We start from the raw sequence: 24,740 nt of genomic DNA, 5'->3' as shown, positions 1-24,740 counted from the left end.
CTATAGGCCCAGACCGCGTGCGATGAGCATGAGCTGCACCTCGGAGGTGCCTTCACCGATTTCGAGGATTTTGGAGTCGCGGTAGTGACGGGCGACTCGGTACTCGTTCATGAAGCCGTAGCCGCCGTGGATTTGGGTGGCGTCACGAGCGTTGTCCATCGCGGCCTCAGAGGACAGCAGTTTGGCGATGGAGGCTTCGCGGCGGAAGTCCAGGCCCTTCACCATCTTCGCGGCAGCATCAAGCCAGGCGGTGCGCGCAGCGTGGGCGCGGGCCTCCATTCGGGCGATCTTGAAGGAAATGGCTTGGTATTCGGCAATGGCTCGGCCCATTGAGGTGCGTTGCTTGGCGTAGCGCACCGACTCGTCGACACAGCCCTGGGCAACACCGGTGGCCAGGGCGGCGATAGCGACGCGGCCTTCGGCGAGGGTGGATAAGAAGTTCGCAAAGCCGCGACCACGCTCGCCTAGCAGGTTGGACTGCGGCACTCGGACGTTGGAAAAGGTCAACGGGTGCGTATCGGAGGCATTCCAACCGACCTTGTCGTAGGCCGGCTCAGCGACAAAGCCCTCGGTGTCAGTAGGCACCAGGATGGTAGAAATCTCTTTCTTATCCCCGGCTGTGCCGGTAACGGCGGTAACGGTTACCAGGGAGGTGATGTCAGTGCCGGAGTTAGTGATGAACTGTTTGGAACCATTGATGACGAAGTCGTCGCCATCGTCTTTGGCTGTGGTGCGGGTCGCGCCTGCGTCGGAACCAGCATCGGGTTCGGTTAGACCAAAGCCGGCGAGTTTCTTACCGGCGGTGAGATCCGGTAACCATTTTTCTTTTTGTTCCTCGGTGCCGAAGCGATAAATCGGCATTGCACCCAGACCAACGGCGGCTTCGAGGGTAATCGCCACGGATTGGTCGACTTTGCCCAGTTCTTCTAGGGCCAGGCCCAGGGCCAGGTAATCACCTCCCATGCCGCCGTATTCCTCCGGGAAAGGCAGACCGAATAAGCCCATCTCCCCCATCTGGGAAATGACCTCATACGGGAAGGTGTGGTTGCGGTCATGCTCGGCGGCTACCGGGTCGACAACGTTATTGGCGAAGTCGCGTACGCCCTGCTGCAGTTCACGGTATTGGCTGGGCAGATCGGCGGTGTTGATATCAGTCATGGTGTACTCCTTTTCAAAACCAAACTCTTAGGTGGGTGTTCTGGGCTTTCCGACGTGCTGAGCACAGCGCGTCACACCCGCGGTGGACTACTCGTCCGGCTCAATCGTGGCCAAATCCTTTTCCGCGGAAACCTGGTCAGCCTCGGCGCAGTGATAACTGACCAAGCCGGCAAATGGGGCCCGCAAGGTGTGCTCCATCTTCATGGCTTCGACCACCAGCACTGCGTCCCCTTCCGCAACGTGTGCACCGTTTTCCTGGGATAACGCAATGACGGTGCCTGGCATCGGTGAGCGCAGCACCCCATCGCCGCCACCGATATCGTCGGCCGCGGAGTGGACTACGTTCTCGCGGTGGACAACCCACGCCCCCTCATCACACGACACGATGATGTCGGTGCCGAGATCCTCTACCTGCCATTGCCGGGCCACACCGTCGATATCGACGCGGATCATCTCGCCGTCGGCGTGAATGGTAGCGACATAACTGCGTGGCTCGGCTGCATCTTCATCGGTAACACCGGGCATCTGATCGTCGACGACAACGTCGGCACGCCCCGGGGAGCCCGTGATCGAGATAAGTGTCGACTCCCCTGCTGCCGCCAACCGCAATCGCTGCGCGGCGGTATGACCAGGACGCCACGCGTCTGGCACCTGCCACGGGCTGGTGGGGTTTTGTGGCCACCGGTTGGACAGCCACGTCATCGCGGCAGCAACCAGTGCGGAATCTGGCACCTTGGAGCGAACATAACCGTCGGCAACGCGGTCGAGCAGCCCAGTATCTAAGTCGCCGCTGGCCACATCAGGAACTTTCAGCAAATATCGACAGAAATCAGTGTTAACTGTGACACCTGCAACCACTGTCTTCGCCAAGGCCTGGTCCATACGTTCCAGAGCTTCTTCGCGGTCAGCGCCGTGGGTGATGACCTTCATCAACATCGGGTCATATAAGGAGGACACCACGGTGCCATCAGCGATACCGGAATCAACGCGCACCCCAGCGCCGGTGGGGTCAATAACCCGATGGATAGTCCCGCCAGTGGGCAGGAAACCAGCCTCAGGGTCCTCGGCATACACCCGGGCTTCTACAGAGTGGCCGGTGAGCGTTATACCGTCCTGAGTAATCGGCAGCTTCTCTCCACGGGCGATTGCCAACTGTAAAGCCACCAAGTCCAGCCCAGTGACCTCCTCCGTGACCGGATGTTCAACCTGGAGGCGTGTATTCATCTCCATGAAGTAGAACTTCTCTGGCTCATTGGCCGGGACAATGAACTCCACCGTGCCGGCGCCGACGTAGCCCACTGAGCGCGCCGCATCACAAGCAGCACCACCGATGTCCTGGCGAATCTTCTCGGTCAGCAGCGGCGATGGCGCCTCCTCAATGACCTTCTGGTGCCGACGCTGCAGGGAGCATTCACGCTCTCCTAGGTGCACCACATTGCCATGAGTATCAGCGAGAATCTGCACCTCAATATGGCGCGGAGTATCGACGAAATGCTCCAAAAACAGCGCGTCATCACCAAACGAACTCGCCGCTTCACGACGGGCAGTGCGCAACGCCTCCGGTAAATCTTTCGGGTCCTCCACCCGGTGCATGCCTTTACCGCCACCGCCGGCAGAGGGTTTGATCAGCACCGGAAAGCCCACTCCCGCAGCAGCATCGACCAACTCCTCGTCGGTCAAGCCCGGGCGCGAAATACCCGGCACCGTCGGCACATCGCGGGCCTCCACGGCAGCACGGGCAGAAATCTTATCGCCCATGGTTTCGATGGCCTGCCCAGAGGGACCCATGAAAATAATGCCAGCGTCGGCGCAAGCCCTCGAAAATGAGGCGTTCTCCGATAAAAACCCATAACCGGGGTGAATCGCTTGTGCGCCAGTCCGACGGGCCGCGTCAAGGATCACGTCGGCAAGCAAATACGACTCTCGCGCAGCGGGCGGACCGATGCGGACAGCGATATCAGCCATCCGCACATGCTGGGCATCAGCATCTGCGTCGGAGTACACCGCAACGGAGCGAACTCCCTGCTCGCGGAGAGTACGGATGACACGGCAGGCAATCTCGCCACGATTGGCAACAAGAACAGTGGTGATATCAGTCATGGCTGCAACTCCTTGAAGGGCGCCAAATAAAACCAGGTGAAAACCGAGTTGAGAATGAACATCAGGGTCTACATACGGAAGACGCCGAAGCCGGGCTCCGCCAACGGGGCGCCGCCGGCAACGTCGAGCGCCATGCCGAGCATGCGGCGAGTGTCGGCGGGGTCAATTACGCCGTCATCCCACAGCCGCGCGGTGGAGTAATAGCAACTCGACTGGCGCTCAAACTGCTCGCGCACCGGGCGCTCGAAATCCTCCTGCTCCTCCGCCGACCAGGTACCGCCGGAGCGCTCGATCTGATTGCGACGCACAGTAGACAACGTCATCGCCGCCTGCGGGCCACCCATCACCGCCACCCGAGCATTCGGCCACATCCACATAAATCGCGGCGAATACGAGCGGCCACACATCGAATAGTTACCGGCACCGAAGGCACCTCCAATAACCACGGTGAATTTCGGCACCCTAGTGGTTGCGACCGCGTTGACCATCTTCGCGCCGTGCTTGGCGATACCGCCGGCCTCATATTGGCGACCGACCATAAAACCTGTGGTGTTCTGCAGGAAGACCAGCGGGATTCTGCGGGCATCACACAACTCAATGAAGTGCGCACCCTTTTGAGCTGATTCAGCAAACAGAATGCCGTTATTGGCAATCACACCGACCGGGTGACCATGAATACGGGCAAAAGCAGTGACCAAGCTGGAACCAAATTCGGCCTTGAACTCGTGGTAACTCCCACCATCGACCAGAATCTCAATAACCTCGTGCACGTCATAGGGCTGCTTCGGGTCGACCGGGACAACGTCATAAAGATCCGTCTGTGGGCGCTTTGGTTCGACAGTGTCGCGCACCTCCCACGGCGGTGTGGGCTCAGCCGGCAATGTGTCGACGATGCTGCGGACACGCTGCAAGGCGTCAGCGTCGTCAAGCGCAAGGTGGTCGGTAACACCAGAGGTTTTCGAGTGCATCTCCCCGCCGCCGAGTTCCTCGGGGGTGACGTCTTCACCGGTCGCCGCTTTCACCAAGGGCGGTCCAGCCAAGAAAATGGTGCCCTGTTCCTTGACGATGACGGTCTCGTCAGACATTGCGGGAACGTAGGCGCCGCCAGCGGTGCAGGAACCAAGTACCGCGGAAATCTGCGGAATGCCCTTGGCGGACATATTGGCCTGGTTGAAGAAGATTCGCCCGAAATGGTCCCGATCCGGGAAGACTTCGTCCTGGTTGAGCAGCATCGCGCCACCGGAGTCGACCAAGTAGATACAGGGCAGGCGGTTGGCGTCGGCAATCTCCTGGGCGCGGAGGTGCTTCTTCACCGTAATGGGGTAATAGGTACCGCCAGAGACGGTGGCGTCATTGGCCACCACCATGCACCGGCGACCTTGCACCAGGCCGATACCGGCGACAACACCGGCTGCCGGGACGCGTCCGTCGTACATTTCATGCGCAGCTAACGGGGCGACCTCCAGGAAGGGGCTACCGGGGTCGAGGAGTTCTGCGATGCGCTGTCGAACAAGCAGCTTGCCTCGGGATATATGCCGCCTACGGGCTTTTTCTGGGCCACCTTTGGCTGCGGTGGCAACGGTTTCGCGCAGTTCAGCGACGAGAGTTTCGTGGCCTTCGCGGGATGACTGGATCATGGGCGTTTTCTCCAAGCAACTTCGCTAACACCATTTCGTTAATGGCGATTAACTCTTGCCGTGGAGACTAATGTGTCGCAGAACACATTTCAAGGACAAAGCAATATTCGTCACTGAAATTTCTTAGATGCCACAAAAACGGGGGTACCCCCACTCCACCTAGGGCGCGTCGATGACCGCAGAGACCATCTCCAACGTATTGCTGCGCACAGCCTCTACCCCCGCCCAGTGCAAAATGTGGCGCGAGGAGTTGATCAGCCCAGCCAGCAACTGGGTCCGCACCCGGGCGGTCTGCCGGTCAAGGCGCGGCCGGTGGGCGATGAGCGTATCGACCCACATATCCAGGTATGCGCGCTGCAGTGCGCGGACCTTCTCCCGCTGAGGCTTATCCAGATTGCCGATTTCGCGTTCTTGGACCCGAATCCGATCAGGCTCACTCACGGCGAAGTCAACGTGGTAGGCCAGCAGCTCACGCAGGGTGTGTTCTGCGTCCCAGCCGTTGGCGTCTGCGTCGGCAAGCACTTGCTGAGCGCCTTCGTTGAGCCGCACAGAGATGTCCATCAGGATCTCGAAGAGCAGGTCTTCTTTGCTGCCGACGTAGCGGTAGAGCGCGGGCCCGGAAATGCCGACGGCTTTGCCGACGTCTTCCAGGCGGGTGGCCCGGAAGCCGCGGTCGGCGATAATGGATGCGGCCGCAGTGATGATTTCACGGTGGCGGCGCTGTCGTTGCTGCTCGCGGTTGGTCATGCCTACACGTTAATCACAATTAACCACCCATGAGATCGAGCTCCGCATCGAGGGCTTCGATCAGACTATGCGAATCGGCATAGCCGGCATGCCGCGAAGAACGGTCAAAAGCGATTCCACCACTTAAATCTGGGTACTCGGTGGCGGCATGGTGCGCAAAGACCTCCCCCATCCCAGAATCACGCCCTGCCACCACCGCAGCAATAAGCCGGGCCTGCCGGTCGATGATGCCGAAGGCACCGGAATTGGTCTCAATCATCCCTGGCGCCCACAGTCCGGGGTACGTGCGGTGCGCGCAGCGCAGGTACAACTTGCCCATCGCCTCCTCCCCTCCGAAGAGTTCCCGGGCCACCGGGACCACGTGCCGGTAACCGGTGCAGGCTAGGACAAGGTCGTAATGCTCGCGGGTGCCGTCGGTGAAGACCACAGCGTCGCCGTCGAAGCGGGCAACGTCGGGACGCACCCGGATATCGCCGTGGCGTAGGTGGTGGATGAGTTGGTCATTGAGCAGCGGGTGGGTTTCAAAAACGCGGTGGTCGGGTTTGGGAATGCCGAGGCGGCGCAGGTTGCCGAAGTGCAGCCGCAGGTAGATCTGGGTGATCCATTGCATCGGCAGCGTCGGCAGGTTCGGGCTGGAGGTGGTGAAGTCGTCGGAGGGCCGGCCGAGGATGTGCTTGGGAATGAACCAGTAGCCGCGGCGCATGGAGATATCGGCGTGGTCGGCGGCCTGGGCGGCGTCGCAGGCGATATCGCAGCCGGAGTTGCCGGCACCGATGATGAGCACTCGTTTGCCGCGTAGTTCGTCGATGGAGCGGTAGGTGCTGGAATGGCGGTATTCGCCGGTGAATTCGCCGGGGTAATGGGGCATTTTCGGTTCGGCGAGGGTACCGGTGGCGCACACCACGTCGCGGTAGGTGCTGGTGGTGCCGTTATCGAAGGTGACGGTGAAGCCGCCGTCGGTAGGCGCGACAGTTTTGACGCCGGTACCGAACTGGATATGCGTGCCGACGCCGGTGTCGTGCGCGAAATCCTGCAGGTAGCGGTGGATGACGCTGCGCGATGGGTAGTCGGCGGTGCCTTCGGGGAAGCTGCGTCCGGGGTAGCCGGAGTGTTTGGTGGAAGAGATGAAGTGCGCGGATTCGTACATGGGGGTGTACGGGTTGTCGATATCCCAGAGTCCACCGACGCCGTTATGGCGTTCGACGTGGTCATAGGCGATTCCGGCGCGGGTAAGGTGAGCGGCGGTGGCCAGGCCTGATGGTCCGGCGCCAATAATCAGCACAGTTGATTCCATGTGAAAACCTTATATTTTTTCGGTGTGGCCGGAACCGTCTTTAGTTAAGTTTCTCCCGTCCACCGATAAGGAGCGCTATGCCTTCCGCCGCTGTTGTTGGCTCTGGCCCGAATGGCCTGGCTGCGGCGATCCGTCTTGCCCAGCATGGGGTGGCGGTGACGGTCTACGAGGCTGCGGCGACCCCTGGCGGCGGGCTGCGCAGCGCTGAGTTGTTGCGCTCCGGGGTGGTGCATGATGTGTGCTCCGCGGTGCACCCGATGGCGTTAGCCAGCCCGTTCTTTAGGTATGTGGGGTTGCGCCAGTACGGCTTGGAGTTCGTGTGGCCTGAGGTGGACCTGGTTCATCCGCTTGCCGACGGCAGCGCCGGCGTGTTGTACCGGAATATCTCGCGCACTGCGGCGGGTCTTGGTGTGGACGCGGCGATGTGGCAGTGGAGTTTCGGTGGTTTTTCCCGCCGGTTCGACAAGCTTCTTGCCGACGCACTGCAACCGCCGGTGCACGTGCCGCACCGGCCATTTTTATTTGGCGCCTTTGGTGCGAATGCGGCGCTTGCTGCGTCGTGGAGTTGGCGGCGGTGGCGAACAGCGCAGGCTACGGCGCTTTTCGCTGGTATTGCAGGCCATGCTTTCACCAGGTTGGACACTGCCTTTTCGGCGTCGGTGGGCCATCTTTTAACGGTGGCCGCACATGCGCACGGGTGGCCGGTGGCGGTGGGTGGTTCGCAGGCTATTGCCGACGCGATGGTCGCGAAATTCCGCGATCTTGGCGGCATTATCGAAACCAATGCCGCGATTTCTGATCGTGGTGAGTTAGGCGATGTCGATATCGTCATGCTTGATACTTCCCCGCAGGCTGCGGCGAGGATACTTGGGAATCGACAGCCTGCGCGGTTGCGTTCTGCTTATCAGCGGTTTCGGCATGGCGCGGCCGCAGTGAAAGTCGATTTTGTCACCAATGGTGCTGTGCCCTGGACCAACCCGGAGGCGCGACGGGCGGGCACTGTGCATGTGTGCGGCACTGCCGGGCAGGTTGCGGCAGCTGAGCGGCAGTGTGCCCGGGGGATTATGCCTGAGCGCCCTTTGGTGATTGTCGGGCAGCAGCATCTAGCCGACCCGAGTCGCTGCAGTGGTTCTTTGCAGCCCCTGTGGGCCTATGCCCATGTGCCGGCCGGTTATGGCGGTGACGCCACCACAACAATCATCGATCAGATTGAACGTTGTGCGCCCGGCTTCCGGGACACCATCGTCGCCACGCACACGATGACTACCTCCGACATGGAGGCCTATAACCCCAATTATGTCGGCGGGGACATTATTGGTGGCGATTCTGGGGTGCTGCAGTTATTGGCTCGCCCGGTGCTGCGACCGGACCCGTATTTCACCGGGGTTGCGGGGGTGTACTTGTGCTCGGCGTCGACACCGCCGGGCGCTGGGGTGCACGGCATGTGTGGTGCCAATGCAGCTGACCGGGCGTTGCGTGAGCTGAGCCAGTAACTACTCCCCGAATGTAGGTGCCTGCAAAAGGGTCAGGGAGAAACTTTTTCGCAAAACAAGCAGCATTGATTGCTTTTTGATTTAAACTATCTCGTTAATCAAAGCAATCTACTGGCGCACGCCGCTATGAACGGAGGTTCTCGCATGACGGACCCCACAACCGATACAGCGCGGATCGGCAATATGTCCGGTTTCTACGGCGACCGAGCAAGCGCCATGCGCGAGATGCTCGAAGACGGAGAACTCGACTACCTCACCGGCGATTACCTTGCCGAACTGACGATGCTGATCCTCGCCCGCTCGATGATGAAAGACCCCGATAAGGGCTACGCGACAAGCTTCCTCACACAGGTCAGCGAGAACCTAGAACTCATCGCCAACAAGAAGGTCAAGATTGTCGCCAACGCTGGCGGGCTCAACCCGAAAGGCCTGGCCGAGGAACTCCGCACACACATCACACAACAGGGCGTGGACCTCAAGGTCGCCTACGTCACTGGCGATAATGTGGCCGGCCGTGCCGAAGAACTCGGCATCACCGACGCGCTGGCGGCGAATGCCTACCTCGGTGCCTGGGGCATCAAAGAATGCCTCGACGCCGGCGCAGATATCGTCGTCACCGGCCGTGTCACTGATGCTTCTGTCATCGTCGGCCCGGCGGCACATCACTTCGGTTGGTCTCGGGATGATGTCGATGCCATCGCCGGCGCTATGGCAGCTGGCCACGTCATTGAGTGCGGCACCCAAGCCACCGGCGGTAACTACCCGTTGTTCAATAAGCTCGGCGATTCGGTCGACCTGATGCGCCCGGGCTTCCCGATTGCCGAGATTTCCGCCAGTGGCGACAGCGTGATCACTAAGCACCCCGGCACCGGCGGCGCCGTCACCCGCGGCACTGTCACCGCGCAGCTCATGTACGAGGTCACCGGCGCCCGCTACCCCGGCCCGGATGCCACCATGTTGCTGGATTCAATCGAGCTTTCCGACGATGGCGCCGACCGGGTTGCCATCACCGGCGTGCGCGGGGAGGCTCCCCCACCGGAGCTCAAGGTCTCGGTGAATAAGCTGGGCGGCTTCCGCAATGAGCTAACACTGCACCTAACCGGCTTAGATATCGACGATAAAGCCGAGCTGCTCTGCCGCCAGCTGCGCACTATCACCCCACAGCCCGCCGAAGTCGATCTCCGCGTCGAGCGCACAGAGCACCCCGACGCCGATACCCAGGCTGCCGCCTCGGCACGCATTACCGCAGTGGTCTGGGATAGCGATAAAAGGATTGCGGATCAGTTCTCTCGTACCGCCGTCGAGTTCGCTCTCGGCACCTCGCCAGGTACTTTCTTCGATGCCCCGCCTGCCCCGGCCCGACCGTGGGCTGTGTTCATCCCGCACTATATCGGCCAAGACCAGGTCGAACACCAGGCAGCGCTTCCCGACGGCAGCACTGTAGCTATCAGCGCCCCGACTCACACAGTCCCGATCGGTAGCAGCGTCAGCGACCTGCCTTTGCCGAATCCGCCAAAGAACAACGGTGGTGAGACGGTTCGTGCCCCACTGGGCCGGATTATGGGGGCTCGCTCTGGCGATAAGGGCCCGGACGCCAACGTCGGCGTGTGGACCTATTCCGATGAGGCCTACGCCTGGTTGGTCGCAACTCTCGACATCGACGAATTCAAGCGCCTGTTGCCCGAGACCAAGGACCTCACAATCGAGCGTTTCGTACTCCCAAAGATTCGGGCCATGAATTTTGTTGTCCACGGCCTGCTCGGTCATGGCGTTGCGCACGGCGCTCGGTTCGATCCGCAAGCCAAGGGCGTCGGCGAGTGGCTGCGCAGCCGCTACGTCGACATCCCCACGACCCTCACCCCCGAAAGCGAGGTCCACGCATGACCGCTCCCACCACAGTCGATCCGACGACAAGCGAATACGCGGCCGCCGAAAAGGCGATGCTTGAAAAGCTTGACCGCATTAACGGCTATATCGACGAGGCCGTCGCCGGTGGCGGCGAGCGCAGCATCGCCCGACTGCGCAAACGCGGCAAGATGACCCCGCGCGAACGTATCGAAACGATCCTCGACCGTGGGTCGCCCTTCCTTGAGCTCTGCCCCCTGGCGGCCTGGGGCTCTGATTTCCACGTCGGTGCTTCCATCGTCGGCGGCATTGGTGTGGTGGAGGGGGTGGAGTGTCTCCTCATCGCTAATGACTCCACGGTCAAGGGGGGAACCTCGAATCCCTGGACACTGCGTAAGACTCTTCGCTTCCAGGACATTGCGCGGGAAAATCGGCTGCCCATGATTAATCTGGTTGAGTCCGGCGGCGCGGATCTGCCCACCCAGAAGGAAGTATTTGTCCCTGGTGGCGCGATGTTCCGCAATATTACGCAGCTGTCGGCATTGGGCATTCCTACTATCGCGGTGGTCTACGGCAACTCCACAGCTGGTGGCGCCTACATCCCTGGTATGGCCGATCACGTCATCATGATCGAGGAACGCTCAAAGGTCTTCCTCGCTGGACCGCCACTGGTGAAGGCCGCAACGGGGGAAATTACTGATGATGAGTCCCTCGGCGGTGCGGATATGCACGCCCGCACCTCTGGTCTCGCCGATCACCTAGCCACCGATGAGCATGATGCCGCACGCCTGACTCGGTCGGTGGTGCGTCGCCTGAACTGGAAGAAGAAGGGCCCGGCAGCACGCGGGGCTGGAAACCCGCCGCGGCTCGACCCGGATGAACTCATCGGCGTTGTCCCTGAGGACATGAAGAGCCCGTTCGACCCCCGCGAAATCATCAACCGCGTGGTCGATGACTCCGAGTTCGACGAGTTCAAGCCGCTATACGGCTCGAGCTTGGTCACCGGTTGGGCGGAGATCTTCGGCTACCCCGTCGGCATTCTCGCCAATGCCCGAGGCGTGCTGTTCAGCGAGGAATCCCAGAAGGCCACCCAGTTCATCCAACTGGCCAATTCCTCGGAAACACCGCTGATCTTCATGCACAACACCACCGGCTACATGGTCGGTAAGGAGTATGAGCAAAACGGCATCATTAAGCACGGCTCGATGATGATCAACGCGGTCTCAAATTCGAAGGTCCCGCATATCTCGCTCATCACTGCTGCCAGCTACGGCGCTGGTCACTACGGCATGTGCGGCCGCGCCTACAACCCCCGCTTCCTATTCTCGTGGCCTTCTGCCCGCTCTGCGGTCATGGGCGCCGAACAGCTTGCCAGCGTGGTGTCTTCTGTCGCCCGCGCGGCCAGTAAGGCCCGGGATCAGGACATGGGTGAGGTCGCCGAAAAGATGATGTTTGAGGCGATTAAGCAGCAGATCGAGAAGGAATCTCTGCCCGAGTTCCTCTCCGGAATGCTTTACGACGACGGCATCATCGACCCCCGCGATACCCGCTCTGTGCTGGGGCTCGCGCTCTCAGCTATCCATTCCGGCCCAATCGAAGGCGCTGACAAATTCGGCGTTTTCCGCATGTAACCAGGGGATTTTCCAATGACATATTCCACCTTATCTACCGCTAGCACCGATATTGGGCCCATCCTGGTTGCCAACCGCGGCGAGATTGCGCGCCGGATCATCCACTCGGCAAAGTCTCGCGGCCTAGCTACTGTCGCAGTGCATTCCGACGCTGATGCCGAGGCACCGTTTGTCACTGAAGCAGACGCCGCCGTGCGGCTGCCTGGGGTGACTCCGGCGGAGACTTATCTCGATGTCGAGAAGATTATGGACGCTGCGCAGCGGTCCGGCGCCCGGTCTATCCACCCTGGCTATGGCTTCCTGTCGGAGAATGCCGAGTTCGCCACGGCTGTGATCGACGCTGGGCTGACCTGGATTGGTCCGCCACCGGAGGCGATCGTGGCGATGGGCTCGAAGACCAGGGCTAAGGAAATGATGGCTAATGCCGACGTTCCGGTGCTGACGAATCTTGCCCGGGACGAGATCACCGAGGACATGCTGCCGGTCCTGATTAAGGCCTCTGCCGGTGGTGGTGGCCGCGGTATGCGCGTGGTGGATGACCTCGACGCTATCGATTCTGAATGGGATCGCGCCGCAGCGGAGGCGCAGAGCGCTTTCGGTGATGGCACTGTGTTCTGCGAGCGCTATATCGCCTCCGGTCGCCATATTGAGGTTCAGCTCATGGCTGATACCCAGGGCACTGTCTGGGCGGTTGGCGAACGTGAGTGTTCTATTCAGCGGCGCCACCAGAAGGTGATCGAGGAGGCGCCGAGCCCCTTGGTGGAACGTATCGACGGTATGCGCACGCGACTGTTTGAGGCCGCCGAAAATGCAGCTCAAGCTGTTGGTTATACCGGTGCAGGCACTGTCGAATTCCTCGCCAATAATGACGGCGAGTTCTTCTTCCTGGAGATGAATACGCGCCTGCAGGTGGAGCATCCGGTCACCGAGGCCACCACTGGTCTTGACCTGGTAGCGCTGCAATTCGATATTGCTGCTGGTCTGCCGCTGCCGGCCGATAAACCGCCGGCGATTGTCGGTTGGTCCCTCGAGGCCCGCCTCTACGCTGAGGACCCCGGCAATGACTGGCAGCCGATGTCCGGTGAACTCACCGCAATGGAATTCGACCAGGTCGTCTCGCAGTTCACCGGGCCGGCGAGCACCGGTATTCGCATCGATTCCGGTTTCACCCCCGAGCCGCATACGCCGACTGTCGTCGGTACGAACTACGACGCGATGTTGGCGAAGGTTATTTCGTGGGCGCCGACTCGCCGCGATGCTGTTGGCCGCCTGGCCGCGACACTGCGGCGGGGGCGTATCCACGGCCTCGGCACCAACCGGGACCTGCTGGTGCGAATTCTCGACGATCCCGATTTCCGCGATGGCGACTTCGATACGTCGTTTTTGTCGGGTGCGCGACTCGAAGAGCTTTCTGTTCCACTTGCGGACGCCACCACGGTCAACCTGTGTCTGTTCGCAGCTGCGGTAGCGCTGGAGGATAAGACCTCCGAGACACTGCCCACTCCCCCGGTTCCTGCTGGTTACCGCAATGTGGGCACAGCGACCACCACTCATCGCTTCACCCTTGCTGGTGAGGAAGTCACCACTGATATCAACCGGTCTCGCCTGGGTGTTGCCCGTGGCACCGGAGCCAATGACGGCGCCATTGTCGAAGCGGTAACGCGGTCCCGCACCTGCGCCCACGCCACCACGGTGCGGATCTCGGCCAACTCCGTGACTCGGCCTTTTGTGGTCTATGCCTACCCGAATGGTTCGGTCACTGTGGATAGTCCACTGGGCTCGATCAACCTCGAGACCATGCCTCGCTACGACGACCCTTCCCTGGCGGCCGCCGAGGGCTCACTGATGTCCCCGATGCCCGGTTCGATTATCGCTATCCACGCGGAAGTCGGCGCCACCGTCGAGGCTGGTCAGCTGTTGCTGTCTATGGAGGCCATGAAGATGGAGCACGGTATCCGCGCAGATACCGACGGTGTTGTCACCGAACTGCCGGTCAAGGTCGGTGACCAGGTCGATGCGGGCAAGGTTTTGGCGATTGTGTCCGATCCGGAGGAATGACCGTTTCCTCCCATGCTTGAAATCTCTGCTGTTCACCCACACTTTTTAAGGAAATGCCATGTCGAACATCCCCATCCTCCACTTGACTGACACTGAAGAACAGGCCCAACTGCGTGCTTCGGTGCAGAAGCTCGGCGAAAAGTACGGCCTCGAGTACATGATTGAGAAGGCCGATTCACACACCTACCCCACTGAACTGTGGCAGGAAGCCGGCGAACTGGGTTTCATCGGCGTGAACCTGCCCGAAGAGTACGGCGGCGGCGGTGCTGGCCTGTCCGAACTCATCATCGTGCAGGAGGAGCTGGCTGCTGCGGGTTCTCCGCTGCTTATGCTGGTGGTCTCTCCGGCAATTGTCGGCACGATCATTTCGTCCTTCGGCACCCCTGAGCAGAAGCAGAAGTTCCTGCCGGGCATCGCCTCCGGCACGCTCATTTCCGCCTTCGGTATTACCGAGGCTGACGCCGGCACGAACAGCCACAATATTGCCTCCACGGCGAAGAAGGTTGGCGATAGCTGGGTCATCAATGGCACCAAGACCTATATCTCTGGTGTCGACCAGGCCGACTATGTCCTCTATATCGCAAGCATCGTCGACGACGATGGCAACCGCGGCCTTCCGGGCATGTTTATGGTGCCGACCGACAGTGAGGGCTTTACCGCTAAGAAGATCCCGATGGAAGTTCGGATGGCCGAGTGGCAATTCCAGTTGTTCCTCGACGATGTCGAAATCCCCGCCGATCACCTCATCGGGTCTGTGGAGACCGGTATCTGGGGCCTGTTCACCGGCCTGAACCCGGAGCGCATCATGGCTGCTGCCACCGCCACCGGGCAGGGACGGTTCAGCCTGCAGCGCGCCGTTGACTACGCCAACGAACGCAATGTGTGGGGCGTACCGATTGGTGCCCACCAGGGCCTGGCGCACCCATTAGCGCAGTGCTACATCGAGCTTGAGATGGCGCGGGTGATGAACCAGAAAGCTGCAGCACTGTTTGACCAGGGTCACTCCAAGGAGGCGGCCGACGCCGCCAATATGGCGAAGTACGCCGCCGGTGAGGCGTGCGCGAAAACCTTGGACCAGGCTGTTCAGACCTTAGGCGGTAATGGCTTGTCGACCGAATACGGCCTGGCCCGTATGTACGCCGCATCCCGGCTGCTTCGTATCGCCCCGGTCAGCCGCGAAATGTTGCTGAATTACGTCGGCACCAACATCATGGGCCTGCCCAAGAGCTACTAGGAGCTCCAGACAATGTCTATTCATTACGAATCCGCTGCAGGCACCGCAACGATCACGCTTGCTGCGCCCCAGAGGCGCAATTCGCTAAGCCCGGAGCTCATCAACGACCTGCGCAACACGTTCGACACCGCATTCGGTGATGACGATGTGCGAAGCATCATCCTCACCCACGAGGGAAACACGTTTTGTGCCGGTGCGGACCTCACTGGCGCCGCCTCGGTTGGCATGGAAGAAGCAACAGCAATCTTCTTGGGCTTGCTTCATGCGATAGCTGCTGGGCCCAAACCGATTATCGCCGTGGTCAACGGGCATGTTCGCGCCGGCGGACTGGGGCTTCTTGCCGCATGCGATGTCGCATTCGCTGCCGAAGATTCCAGCTTTGGTGCACCAGAACCGCGTATTGGTGTCGCCCCCGCACTTATTGCGCTGACTGTGTTGGAACGCATGCCGTCACGCCCAGCCAGCATGCACCTACTGGCCGGTGATGTTTTCGGCGCCGCCGAAGCGGAGGCCACTGGCCTCATCACCCGGGCTGTTGCCGACCCTGCGGAGGAGGCGAAGGCCTATGCGACCAAGCTGCTCAAGTGCTCCCCTCAGGGTCTGCGCGAGACCAAGGCGCTGGTGAATTACTCCATGACGACAGCGTTGGAGCAACGCGGCAAGGAAATGGCGGCAACGTCGGCACGCCTTTTTGGCAGTGCGGAAGCCACGGCGGGAATTCAGGCCTTCATGGCCGGGAAACCAGCCCCGTGGGTTCCCGGTGCCGACTAGCTAGACGGCAACACCGAGGAACCAGAGCCGTGGCTCATTCGGTGCTGCGGCAGCCGTGGTGGCGACGGGCTTTGTCCAGGTAAGCTCACCTCAACGGGGAGATACTGAAGAAGGAATGCATTATGACTCAGGCTCCGCAGCAGGACCGCAGCCGTGAGACGCGCCGCAAATTATTGGAGTGCACCGTCGAGATGCTGTCGACGCGCGGTGTGCAAGCCACCACGGTCAGTCAAGTGGCGGAGGCCGCTGGGGTGTCACGGGGCGCGGCGCAGCACCATTACCCCTCGCGAGAGGCTCTTATCCGGGATGCGGTAGAGAAAATTTCGCGGGAGCGCCTCGCCTTATTTAAGCAGGCTATTGATGAGATCAGTCCTGGTGCGCAGGGGCGTAACTCTTCCTACGAGATTGTGCGTCTTGTGTTGTGCGAGTACACCAATCAGTTATTCCACGCAGCGGTGCATATTTGGTCAGCTGCGGCACAAGACGCTGCCCTGCGTGAGGTGATGCTGCCGGCTGAGGAGCATTACAACCGCGAGGTGCACAAGATGGTGGTTACTGCTTTGCGGGCGGATCTGCGTGACCAGCACACTCGCCGGGTGTTGCACACGCTATTCGATGTGGCGCGCGGCCTGGGTTTGGCTTCTGTCCTGGTTGATGTGTCCGACCAGTTAGAGCGCAGCACGCAGACTTACGCGGATTTCCTTTCCGGGATCGCTGTGCTCGACGGGCCCGCATAAGCCGGTAGGCATTTCGGGCGTCTATCCCCGCAATACCTGCTGAGCTGGGTGGATCGCCTGAGACAATAGTTAGGTAGCCAGAAAGTTATTGCGGGTAGAACTTTTTTCTTTAAAAAAAGCACAACTGCTGGTTTTTTCTCTTTGGGAGTGTTTAACTAACCACCACAGCCCACGCAACTCACCCACCAGAAAGCCGTCATGAACAGCAAAGATCCTGAATACAGCGCCGCTGTCGACCGACTGCGGCGCGAAGGCCTGGCACTAGAAAACCTCGTCGCCTCACTCTCCGATGACCAGTGGCAGCTAGAGACACCAGCAGTTGGGTGGACAATCGCTCACCAGATCGGCCACCTGTGGTGGACTGACGGTGCCGCACTAGCCGCGCTCGGCGGCGCCGAAGAGTTTGCCCCCTACTTCCAGGACGCACTCTCCCGGCCCTTCACGCTTACCGACGACACCGCCGCCGAGGCCACCAAGCTGGGGCCCGCAGAACTCCTGACACGCTGGCGCACCCGCCGCAATGAACTAGCCGAAAAGCTGGAAAACGCGGACCTCAATGAGCGCTACCCCTGGTTCGGCCCGCCAATGCGAGCCCGCTCTATGGTGACCGCACGCATTATGGAGACCTGGGCGCACGGCCAGGACATCTACGACACCGTCGGCAGCACCCGACCAGCAAGTGCGGCACTGCGCGATATTAGCCACCTCGGCGTTATTACCCAGCAATTTTGTTTTCAAATCAACGAGCTGGCGCCGCCGGAAGAACCTGTGCGCGTCGAGGTGCATAGCGACGGCGAAACCTGGAGCTGGGGCCCTGAGGATGCCACCAACCGCATCACCGGTAGTGCCACTGACTTCTGCCTGATGGTGACCCAGCGCCGAGAACTTGACGAGCTCGACCTCGATATCACCGGCCCAGTCGCCGCCCAGTGGGCCGAAATTGCGCAAGCCTTCGCCGGGCCGCCGAAGTCAGTCGTCCGCGCCCAGCAGCACAAAAATCAATAAAGGAGACTGACCCATGGATATGACGTTGTGGAACAGCGCAGAGGCCACAGCCCTGCGCGAGATGGTGACAAAGTTCACCGAAACCGAGATTGTGCCCCACCAGGACGACTGGGAAGAAAAGGGAGAAATCCCCCGCGAAGTCTCCAAAAAAGCCGGTGAGCTCGGCATCCTGGGCTTACAGTTCCCCGAATCCGTCGGTGGTGGCGGCGCCGGCTATAAAGAACTGCTCATCGCCTCCGAAGCCATGCACGAAGCAGGTGCTGCTGGCGGCGTGCAAGCCAGCCTGATGACCAGTGCCATCTCCTGTCCCCATATTGTCCACTCAGGCAACCAGGACCTCATCGACCGCTATGTTCGCCCTGCCCTATCGGGCGACAAAATTGGTTCTTTGGCTATCACCGAACCCGATGGCGGTTCTGATGTCGGCGGCATCCGCACCACCGCCCGCCGCGACGGCGACGACTACGTCATTAATGGCGCGAAAACCTACATCACCTCCGCAGTTCGCGGTGACTTCACCGTCGTTGCCGCCCGCACCGGCGGTACGGAAAACCCCGGCAGCCGAGGCATATCCCTATTCGTCGTAGAAAACGACAACCCCGGTTTTATCGTCAACCGCAAACTGGCCAAAATGGGCTGGCGCTGCTCTGATACCGCCGATATCACCCTGCAGGACCTGCGCGTTCCCGCCAGCAATATGGTCGGCATGGAGAATATGGGCTTCGCACTGATCTCCATGGCCTTCGTCTCTGAACGACTCGGCCTGGCCGTTCAGGCATATAGCGCCGCACAACGCTGCCTGGACATAAGCGTGCAGTGGGCCAAAGACCGCACAACCTTCGGCAAACCCCTCATCGCCCGCCAGCACGTGCGGATGCTGCTAGCCGAAATGGCCCGGAAGATCGATATCGCCCGGGTGTACACCCGCACCCTGGCAGAGCGGGCCGATAACGGCGAATTCGACCTCATCGCCGAGGCCTGCTTCGCTAAAAACACCGGCACTGAAGTCGGCGAATGGGTAGCCAACCAGGCTGTGCAGCTCTTCGGTGGCTACGGCTATATGGAAGGCACCGAGGTCGAACGCCAATACCGAGATATCCGGATCAACGGCATTGGCGGCGGCACCGTCGAAATCCTGCAGGAACTAGCCGCCCGACGCCTGGGCTACACCCCCGACTAATCCCCGACTAACGCTGCCCGATATGGGCATAGCAAAGGCCCAGCCCGCGGATTCACACGCAGGCTGGGCCTTCAATTTTAGTGCGCGAAGTGGCGTGCACCCGTCAGGTACAGGGTCACACCGGCCTTTTCTGCGGCCTCAATAACCTCAGCGTCACGGATAGAACCACCCGGCTGCACCACGGCGGAGACGCCAGCGTCGGCAAGCACCTCGAAGCCATCGGCGAACGGGAAGAACGCATCGGAGGCGGCCACAGCACCCTCAGCGCGCTTATCCTCCCCGGCCAGAGTATTCGCGCGCTGCACCGCAAGCTTGGCGGCATCAACACGGTTGACCTGGCCCATACCCACACCCACGGTGGCGCCATCCTTGGCCAGAAGGATGGCATTGGACTTCACCGCACGCACAGTGCGCCAAGCGAAAACAAGATCCGCCAGGGTCTTTTCATCGGCAGCAGCGCCGCAGGCAAGAGTCCAGTTATCCGGGTTGTCACCATCGGCGTGCAGCTCATCGCGTTCCTGCATGAGCATGCCCCCGGAAACCTGGCGCAGCTCAGTAGCGCCACGCTCGGGCTTTTCGGCAATAAGAATGCGAATATTCTTCTTCTGCGACAGCACCTCAACAGCACCATCGGCATAGCTGGGGGCAACAATCACCTCAGTAAAGATCTCCGCGACCTGCTTGGCCATCTCAACGCTGACCTCACGGTTGACGGCAATCACACCACCAAAAGCACTCACCGGGTCACACGCATGTGCGGCGCGGTGGGCGGCAGCAATGGACTCATCAGACACGGCGATGCCACAAGGGTTGGCGTGCTTAATGATGGCCACACAGGGGCGCTGATGATCCCAGGCGGCGCGCCATGCGGCATCGGAGTCGGTGTAGTTGTTGTAGCTCATCTCCTTGCCGTGCAGCTGCTCGGCACGGGCCAGGCCACCATCGCCCGGGGCGACATACAGCGCCGCCCGCTGGTGCGGGTTCTCGCCATAGCGCAGCATGGCCTTGCGCTCATAGGAGGCAGCGGACCACTCCGGGAAACGCTCCTCGCTGGATTGCCCACCCATCCAGGAGGCCACCGCGATGTCATAGGAGGCGGTGTGCTGGAAGGCGGCCACGGCAAGTTCGGTGCGCTCTGCGCGCGTGAAGCCGCCCTGCGTAACAGCGCTGGCGACATCTGCATAGCGCTTCGGATCAACAACCACAGCCACCGACGGGTGATTCTTAGCGGCAGCGCGCACCATCGACGGGCCGCCGATATCAATCTGCTCAACGCAGGAATCAAAATCAGCGCCCGACGCGACGGTCTCAGTGAAGGGATACAGGTTCACCACAACAAGCTCGAAGGGCTTCACCCCCAGTTCTGAGAGCTGGTTGAGGTGGTCATCCTTGCGGGTATCGGCGAGAATGCCGGCGTGCACACGGGGGTGCAGGGTTTTAACGCGGCCCTCGAGACACTCGGGGAAACCGGTGAGTTCTTCGACGCCGGTGACCGGTACGCCAGCGTCGGCAATGCGCTTAGCGGTGGAGCCGGTAGAGACAATCTCTACCCCGGCCTCGTGCAGATTGCGGGCAAGCTCCTCCACTCCGGTCTTGTCGTAGACGCTAATCAGCGCCCGGGTGATGGGCTTGCGGTCAACCTCTGTCATTGCAACTTCGCCTTTCGTCCGTCACGCGTGTAACCGCGGGTTGCGATAGTGGTCAGCACGTCGGCCAGCAGCCGCCGTTCCACCTGCTTGATTTTCTCATGCAAGCTGTCCCGATCATCATCATCGGCGACAGGAACAGCATGCTGCGCAAGAATCGGTCCGGTGTCGACACCGTTATCGACGATATGCACCGTTGTTCCCGTGACCTTCACACCGTGGGCCAATGCATCCTCAACCGCGTGGGCGCCTGGGAATGATGGCAATAACGCGGGATGAGTATTGATAATGCGGTCAGCGTAGGCGGCCACAAACTCTTCGCCCAGGATGCGCATAAAGCCTGCGGAAACAACCACGTCTGGGGCATGGTCTCGCACTGCTGCTAGGAGGCGCCGATTCCACCCGGCGCGGTCGGCGCGGGCAGCATCATCGAAGGGCACCACGAAGGTCGGCAACCCGGCGTCAGTGGCCTTAGCGATTGCCGGGCATTCTTTGTCAGCGCCGACTGCGACGATGGCGACGTTCTCCGGGTCCAGCAGCTGGATAAGTGAGTGCAACAAAGTGCCGGTTCCCGAAGCGAGCACAACGACTCGAAGCGGCAGCGGTCCACGGTTATAGGTCACGCCGAGGAGTTTACCTGGGAGCTATTTCTCCGACTCGTTCGGTGATTCGTCGCCGTCGTCTGTCTGTTGTTCGTCCGGCTCGGCGGGGGCGTCATCGGCCTCCGGTTCGGCGGTGTCCTGAGTATCTTCCGTGGCCGGCTCAGCAGGTTCCGTATCGGCCTCATCGGTGTCTTCTGCTGCGTCCTCCGCCTCGGTGGCGTCGGTGGCCTCCTCGTCGACGGCCTCGGCCTCATCGACGGTGTCGGCTTCGGCGTCGGCTTCATCGGCAACGTCAGTTTCGGCTTCGGCGTCGGTCTCAGCTTCGTCGGTTTCGTCGGCCGCAACTGGCTCGGCAGGTTCCACAGTCACAGCCGGGCGCGGCAGACCACGCAACACCACAGTGACCACAGCAGCAGCCAGCGCAACCCAGGCAGACACGAACACCCCGGCCAGCCACCAGTCCGAACCAGAGGGCCCGTAATAGCCAACAACACCACTGCACAGCCAGGACACAGCACCGACCAGCACACCGGCACACGCACCAGCCCCCACCGCAATGAGGTAAGGAGCACGTGGATCAGTGCGCTGGATAAACGCACGAGTACGCCACACAACCACCACGACCGGAATGATCAGGATGGCCATTGCAACAGGGTGATAGCTCTGCGGCATCGCAGCCAGAACAGGCAACGGCGGCAGATGGCCTGGCACCACAGCAAAGGGGCTCACCTCGGCCATACCCAGCGAAGCAGGCGTGCCAGCAAACACGCCCACCGCAGCCATCGCCGCGTTGGGTAGGTACAGCAGCGCCAACACACTCAGACCGATAGCGGCGCCGAAACCGTCGGCAATGGCATATGTCTCCCGCACCCCGGAGAAATGCCACACCATCGAAGCAATCACCACAACAGCGCCTGCTGCCCACAGCCACAGGGTGATATCTGTGGCCAGCTTGAGCGACGCCACCGGCCACTCCGGCAAATTACGGCGGCGCAGCAACGCAATAAGTAGCTTTGGCCCAAGGCCAGCAGTCAGCGCAATGACCCGCAGTATGACCGCGGCGATCACCGCATGCAGCAGATTCGGTGGCGATACCGCCAGCACATTGCTGGCATCCCACAGCATCAACCAGGCCACGATGGTCAACAGCACGGGCGAACCCACCGCGACTGCGGCCAGCACCCGGATATCGCGCACCGAGACCGGGCCCGAAACTTCCCGACGAATCCGCCAGGCGGTCAAGACAACAAGTAAGGCCGCAGGAACGGCAGGGACAATGCCCAGCGGAATGGAGTCGATAATCACCGGGGACATCTGCAACACCATCCACTGCGCAGCAATCGCAGCCGGTAGCGGTGTGATGCCGGCATCGGCGATGGTCGCTCCCAGCACCGCGATAGTGATGATGAACAGCACCGCGATGCCGTCGGCAGTAGCAATGGTCAAACCGAAGCGTCGGATTCGATCCGCCAGCGACGGGGTGGTGTTTTTTGGACGCGGGTCGGTGGTTTCCGGTGCCGGGGTCGCCGTCGCTGCGGCCGGCTCGGGTCGTGCGGTCGTGCGGGCACGGCCGCGACGTCGTGTCGAGCTTGGTCGGTTTCCGGAGCGGTTACCCGGTCCTCTACGCGCTTGGTCGCTCACCTCGCCGCTGCCCTTTCTTACTGTGGAGTGCACATTCCCCACCCTGAAATGAGATTGCTGTGTTTGGTGGGGATCTAGCGGCCACGTTATACGACGGGTGCGACAGGCAACCCTGGGCGCGCGGAGACTGACCGTTATCAATTGGTTGCTTTTGGGGGTCTGCGGCTGCCCCACCGTCTCGTGAGGTTTGCCACAGCACCGCATCCAGCGCGCCACATAAGCACCACCTGCACCACAAGTTTCAAAAAAGTCCGAGGTAAAGCAGGATGTGAGAGATATATCTGACGGAATAGCGAATTGGGTTGCCCCGCCGAGCTCGTATCGTTACTCTAAGCAGTCGAAGATAACGACGCGGTTACAAAGCACTCAGGTGCAGAGATCATCACCGCGCATGTCGTACGAAATTTCTATGAGTCAATGAGGTGCTAAGTGGGAGCTTCCAGCGTGCGGACCCAAGGCGGAGCACACCGCAAGCAGAACCGCTCCACTATCGGCCGCGTAGCTATGGTGACTGCCACCACTGCCGCAGTGACCGCCGCTAGCTTTAGCGTCGCCGCCGCCGACACCCCTTCCTCCTCCGCGAAGAGCTCCGCTGAGCAGCGCACGCCCGAGACCGAGTCGGAGACCACGACCTCGGCGAAGGCCACCACGACAGCGAAGACCACCGCCCCGGCCAAGTCGACCACCACGGTCACGGTTACCCCGAAGGCCACCGCCGCCAAGCAGGGCGACCAGCCGACGATGTCGCACACTGCCACCCCGATGGCGCAGACCTCCAAGACCGCCGCCCGCTCGGCCGCCGCGGCGCAGCCGGAGCCGGCCACTGTCAAGGTCATCAAGCACAACGAAGCCACCGCCAACGACAATGTGCCCACCGTCGTTGCGGTGCAGAATTTCCGCCCCGCGGTGAACCTGACCTCGCAGCTGATGACTGCCCTGCAGTACAACCATGAGCGCATCATGCGTGACCTCGCCGACCGTGCCCCCGAGATTGTGCTGCCCACTGAAGGCACTCTGACCTCTGGCTTCGGCGCCCGCTGGGGCACGATGCACAACGGCATCGACATCGCCAATGTCACCAACACCCCGATCCTGTCGGTCATGGACGGCACTGTTATCGACGCCGGCCCGGCCCAGGGCTTTGGCCAGTGGGTGCGCGTACAGCACGATAATGGCCTGGTGACCGTCTACGGCCACATCGAATCCATTTATGTCAGCGTCGGTGAGCGCGTCGTCGCCGGCCAGACCATCGCCGGTATGGGCAACCGTGGTTTCTCCACCGGCACCCACCTCCACTTCGAGGTGCACCCCGACGGTCTCGGCCCGATTGACCCCCTGGTGTGGCTCGCTGAGCACGGCCTACACCTGTTCTAGGCCACCTCACCAAGGTTTTATCCCATAGCCCACGCGCCAACCACGGCACGTGGGCTACCTTTTTCCCATGACTCATGCACTGGATAAGCCGACCGGAACGCTCAAAGGCTGGCAGAAGGTTTCCAAGGTGCCGCTGGTAGGCACCCGTATTTTCTCCTTCGGCACCTGCCTCATCGCGCCCTACTTCGGTACGGTGCTGCCGCACGTGCGGGAAATGGAACCCGGCCGTGCCGTGGTCACCGCACCGAAGTGGTGGGGAGTGCAAAACCATATCCACACCTTCCACGCCATCGCCGGCTGCAATGTCGCCGAAGTGGCTATGGGCATGCTGTGTGAAGCCTCCGTGCCTACCACCCACCGGTGGGTGCCGAAGGCTATGGACGTGCGCTATGTGACCATCTCACAGGGCGGCCTGACCGCAGTGGCCACCGCAGACCTGCCGAATTTCGACGAGATCACTGTCGAATCCGGCGGCCAAGACCTGCCGGTCACCATCGAACTGCGCGATAAGCGCGACACGGTTGTCCAGAAGGTCACCATCACCACCTGGATCACCGCCAAAAAGCCGAAGCAGAAATAGCCCGGTA

Annotated in this window: 19 protein-coding genes; 11 read left to right on the top strand and 8 right to left on the bottom strand. The window is 61.2% G+C overall.

Annotated features, from left to right (window positions below):
- From KRX51_RS02525 to KRX51_RS02505, 5 genes are all read right to left on the bottom strand, one after another.
- Entirely contained in the window at positions 1–1,158 is a 1,158-nt protein-coding gene (locus tag KRX51_RS02525) for an acyl-CoA dehydrogenase family protein (RefSeq protein ID WP_218361374.1), read from the bottom strand.
- Between the two features lie 87 nt (positions 1,159–1,245).
- Positions 1,246–3,258, bottom strand: coding sequence for an acetyl/propionyl/methylcrotonyl-CoA carboxylase subunit alpha (locus KRX51_RS02520; RefSeq protein ID WP_218361373.1), 2,013 nt, complete (start codon positions 3,256–3,258; stop codon positions 1,246–1,248).
- Between the two features lie 68 nt (positions 3,259–3,326).
- Positions 3,327–4,895: a carboxyl transferase domain-containing protein gene (locus KRX51_RS02515; protein ID WP_218361372.1), complete on the bottom strand. Its 1,569-nt coding sequence runs from the start codon at positions 4,893–4,895 to the stop codon at positions 3,327–3,329.
- 159 nt (positions 4,896–5,054) lie between these two features.
- Positions 5,055–5,642 (bottom strand): TetR/AcrR family transcriptional regulator, encoded by a 588-nt coding sequence (locus KRX51_RS02510; protein ID WP_218361371.1) that lies wholly within the window; start codon positions 5,640–5,642, stop codon positions 5,055–5,057.
- 19 nt (positions 5,643–5,661) lie between these two features.
- On the bottom strand, positions 5,662–6,936 hold the full coding sequence (locus KRX51_RS02505) for an NAD(P)/FAD-dependent oxidoreductase (protein ID WP_218361370.1): 1,275 nt from the start codon (positions 6,934–6,936) through the stop codon (positions 5,662–5,664).
- 77 nt (positions 6,937–7,013) lie between these two features.
- On the opposite strand from KRX51_RS02505, the gene KRX51_RS02500 reads away from it, so the two are divergent.
- From KRX51_RS02500 to KRX51_RS02460, 9 genes are all read left to right on the top strand, one after another.
- Entirely contained in the window at positions 7,014–8,429 is a 1,416-nt protein-coding gene (locus tag KRX51_RS02500; protein ID WP_218361369.1) for an NAD(P)/FAD-dependent oxidoreductase, read from the top strand.
- Between the two features lie 144 nt (positions 8,430–8,573).
- Positions 8,574–10,313 carry an acyclic terpene utilization AtuA family protein gene (locus KRX51_RS02495; RefSeq protein ID WP_218361368.1) on the top strand — a complete coding sequence of 580 codons (1,740 nt, stop codon included), beginning with the start codon at positions 8,574–8,576 and terminating at the stop codon, positions 10,311–10,313.
- Positions 10,310–11,905, top strand: coding sequence for an acyl-CoA carboxylase subunit beta (locus tag KRX51_RS02490; protein ID WP_218361367.1), 1,596 nt, complete (start codon positions 10,310–10,312; stop codon positions 11,903–11,905). Before KRX51_RS02495 ends, KRX51_RS02490 begins: the two co-directional genes overlap by 4 nt.
- Before the next feature lie 15 nt (positions 11,906–11,920).
- Positions 11,921–13,963 (top strand): biotin carboxylase N-terminal domain-containing protein, encoded by a 2,043-nt coding sequence (locus KRX51_RS02485; protein ID WP_218361366.1) that lies wholly within the window; start codon positions 11,921–11,923, stop codon positions 13,961–13,963.
- Between the two features lie 58 nt (positions 13,964–14,021).
- Positions 14,022–15,197, top strand: coding sequence for an acyl-CoA dehydrogenase family protein (locus tag KRX51_RS02480; RefSeq protein WP_218361365.1), 1,176 nt, complete (start codon positions 14,022–14,024; stop codon positions 15,195–15,197).
- 12 nt (positions 15,198–15,209) lie between these two features.
- Positions 15,210–15,968, top strand: coding sequence for an enoyl-CoA hydratase-related protein (locus tag KRX51_RS02475; RefSeq protein WP_218361364.1), 759 nt, complete (start codon positions 15,210–15,212; stop codon positions 15,966–15,968).
- Between the two features lie 122 nt (positions 15,969–16,090).
- A complete protein-coding gene (locus KRX51_RS02470; RefSeq protein ID WP_218361363.1) occupies positions 16,091–16,705 on the top strand; it encodes a TetR/AcrR family transcriptional regulator in 615 nt (204 codons plus the stop codon).
- Positions 16,706–16,903: 198 nt separating this feature from the next.
- On the top strand, positions 16,904–17,710 hold the full coding sequence (locus tag KRX51_RS02465; protein WP_218361362.1) for a TIGR03084 family metal-binding protein: 807 nt from the start codon (positions 16,904–16,906) through the stop codon (positions 17,708–17,710).
- Between the two features lie 19 nt (positions 17,711–17,729).
- Positions 17,730–18,890, top strand: a complete 1,161-nt coding sequence (locus tag KRX51_RS02460; RefSeq protein ID WP_370625044.1) for an acyl-CoA dehydrogenase family protein — start codon at positions 17,730–17,732, stop codon at positions 18,888–18,890.
- 77 nt (positions 18,891–18,967) lie between these two features.
- Here KRX51_RS02460 and purH read toward each other — a convergent pair whose 3' ends face one another.
- The 3 genes from purH to KRX51_RS02445 are packed head-to-tail and all read right to left on the bottom strand — an operon-like array spanning position 18,968 to position 22,779.
- Complete coding sequence (gene purH / locus KRX51_RS02455; RefSeq protein ID WP_218361360.1) at positions 18,968–20,539, bottom strand: bifunctional phosphoribosylaminoimidazolecarboxamide formyltransferase/IMP cyclohydrolase; 1,572 nt, start codon at positions 20,537–20,539, stop codon at positions 18,968–18,970.
- Positions 20,536–21,159, bottom strand: a complete 624-nt coding sequence (gene purN, locus KRX51_RS02450; RefSeq protein ID WP_218361359.1) for a phosphoribosylglycinamide formyltransferase — start codon at positions 21,157–21,159, stop codon at positions 20,536–20,538. The genes purH and purN overlap by 4 nt, the downstream gene beginning before the upstream one ends.
- 21 nt (positions 21,160–21,180) lie before the next feature.
- Positions 21,181–22,779: a DUF6350 family protein gene (locus KRX51_RS02445; RefSeq protein ID WP_218361358.1), complete on the bottom strand. Its 1,599-nt coding sequence runs from the start codon at positions 22,777–22,779 to the stop codon at positions 21,181–21,183.
- A 741-nt stretch (positions 22,780–23,520) separates the two neighbouring features.
- Between KRX51_RS02445 and KRX51_RS02440 the strand changes: the two genes are divergently transcribed.
- Both KRX51_RS02440 and KRX51_RS02435 read left to right on the top strand, forming a co-directional pair.
- Entirely contained in the window at positions 23,521–24,153 is a 633-nt protein-coding gene (locus KRX51_RS02440) for a M23 family metallopeptidase (protein WP_218362234.1), read from the top strand.
- A gap of 67 nt (positions 24,154–24,220) precedes the next feature.
- Positions 24,221–24,733, top strand: a complete 513-nt coding sequence (locus KRX51_RS02435; protein ID WP_218361357.1) for a hotdog fold domain-containing protein — start codon at positions 24,221–24,223, stop codon at positions 24,731–24,733.
- Positions 24,734–24,740 lie beyond the last annotated feature (7 nt).

This window comes from Corynebacterium sp. TAE3-ERU12, from assembly GCF_019209905.1.
GTDB lineage: Bacteria > Actinomycetota > Actinomycetes > Mycobacteriales > Mycobacteriaceae > Corynebacterium.
The sequence above is the reverse complement of the archived record's forward strand: the minus strand, read 5'-3'. Positions and strand labels throughout refer to the sequence as shown.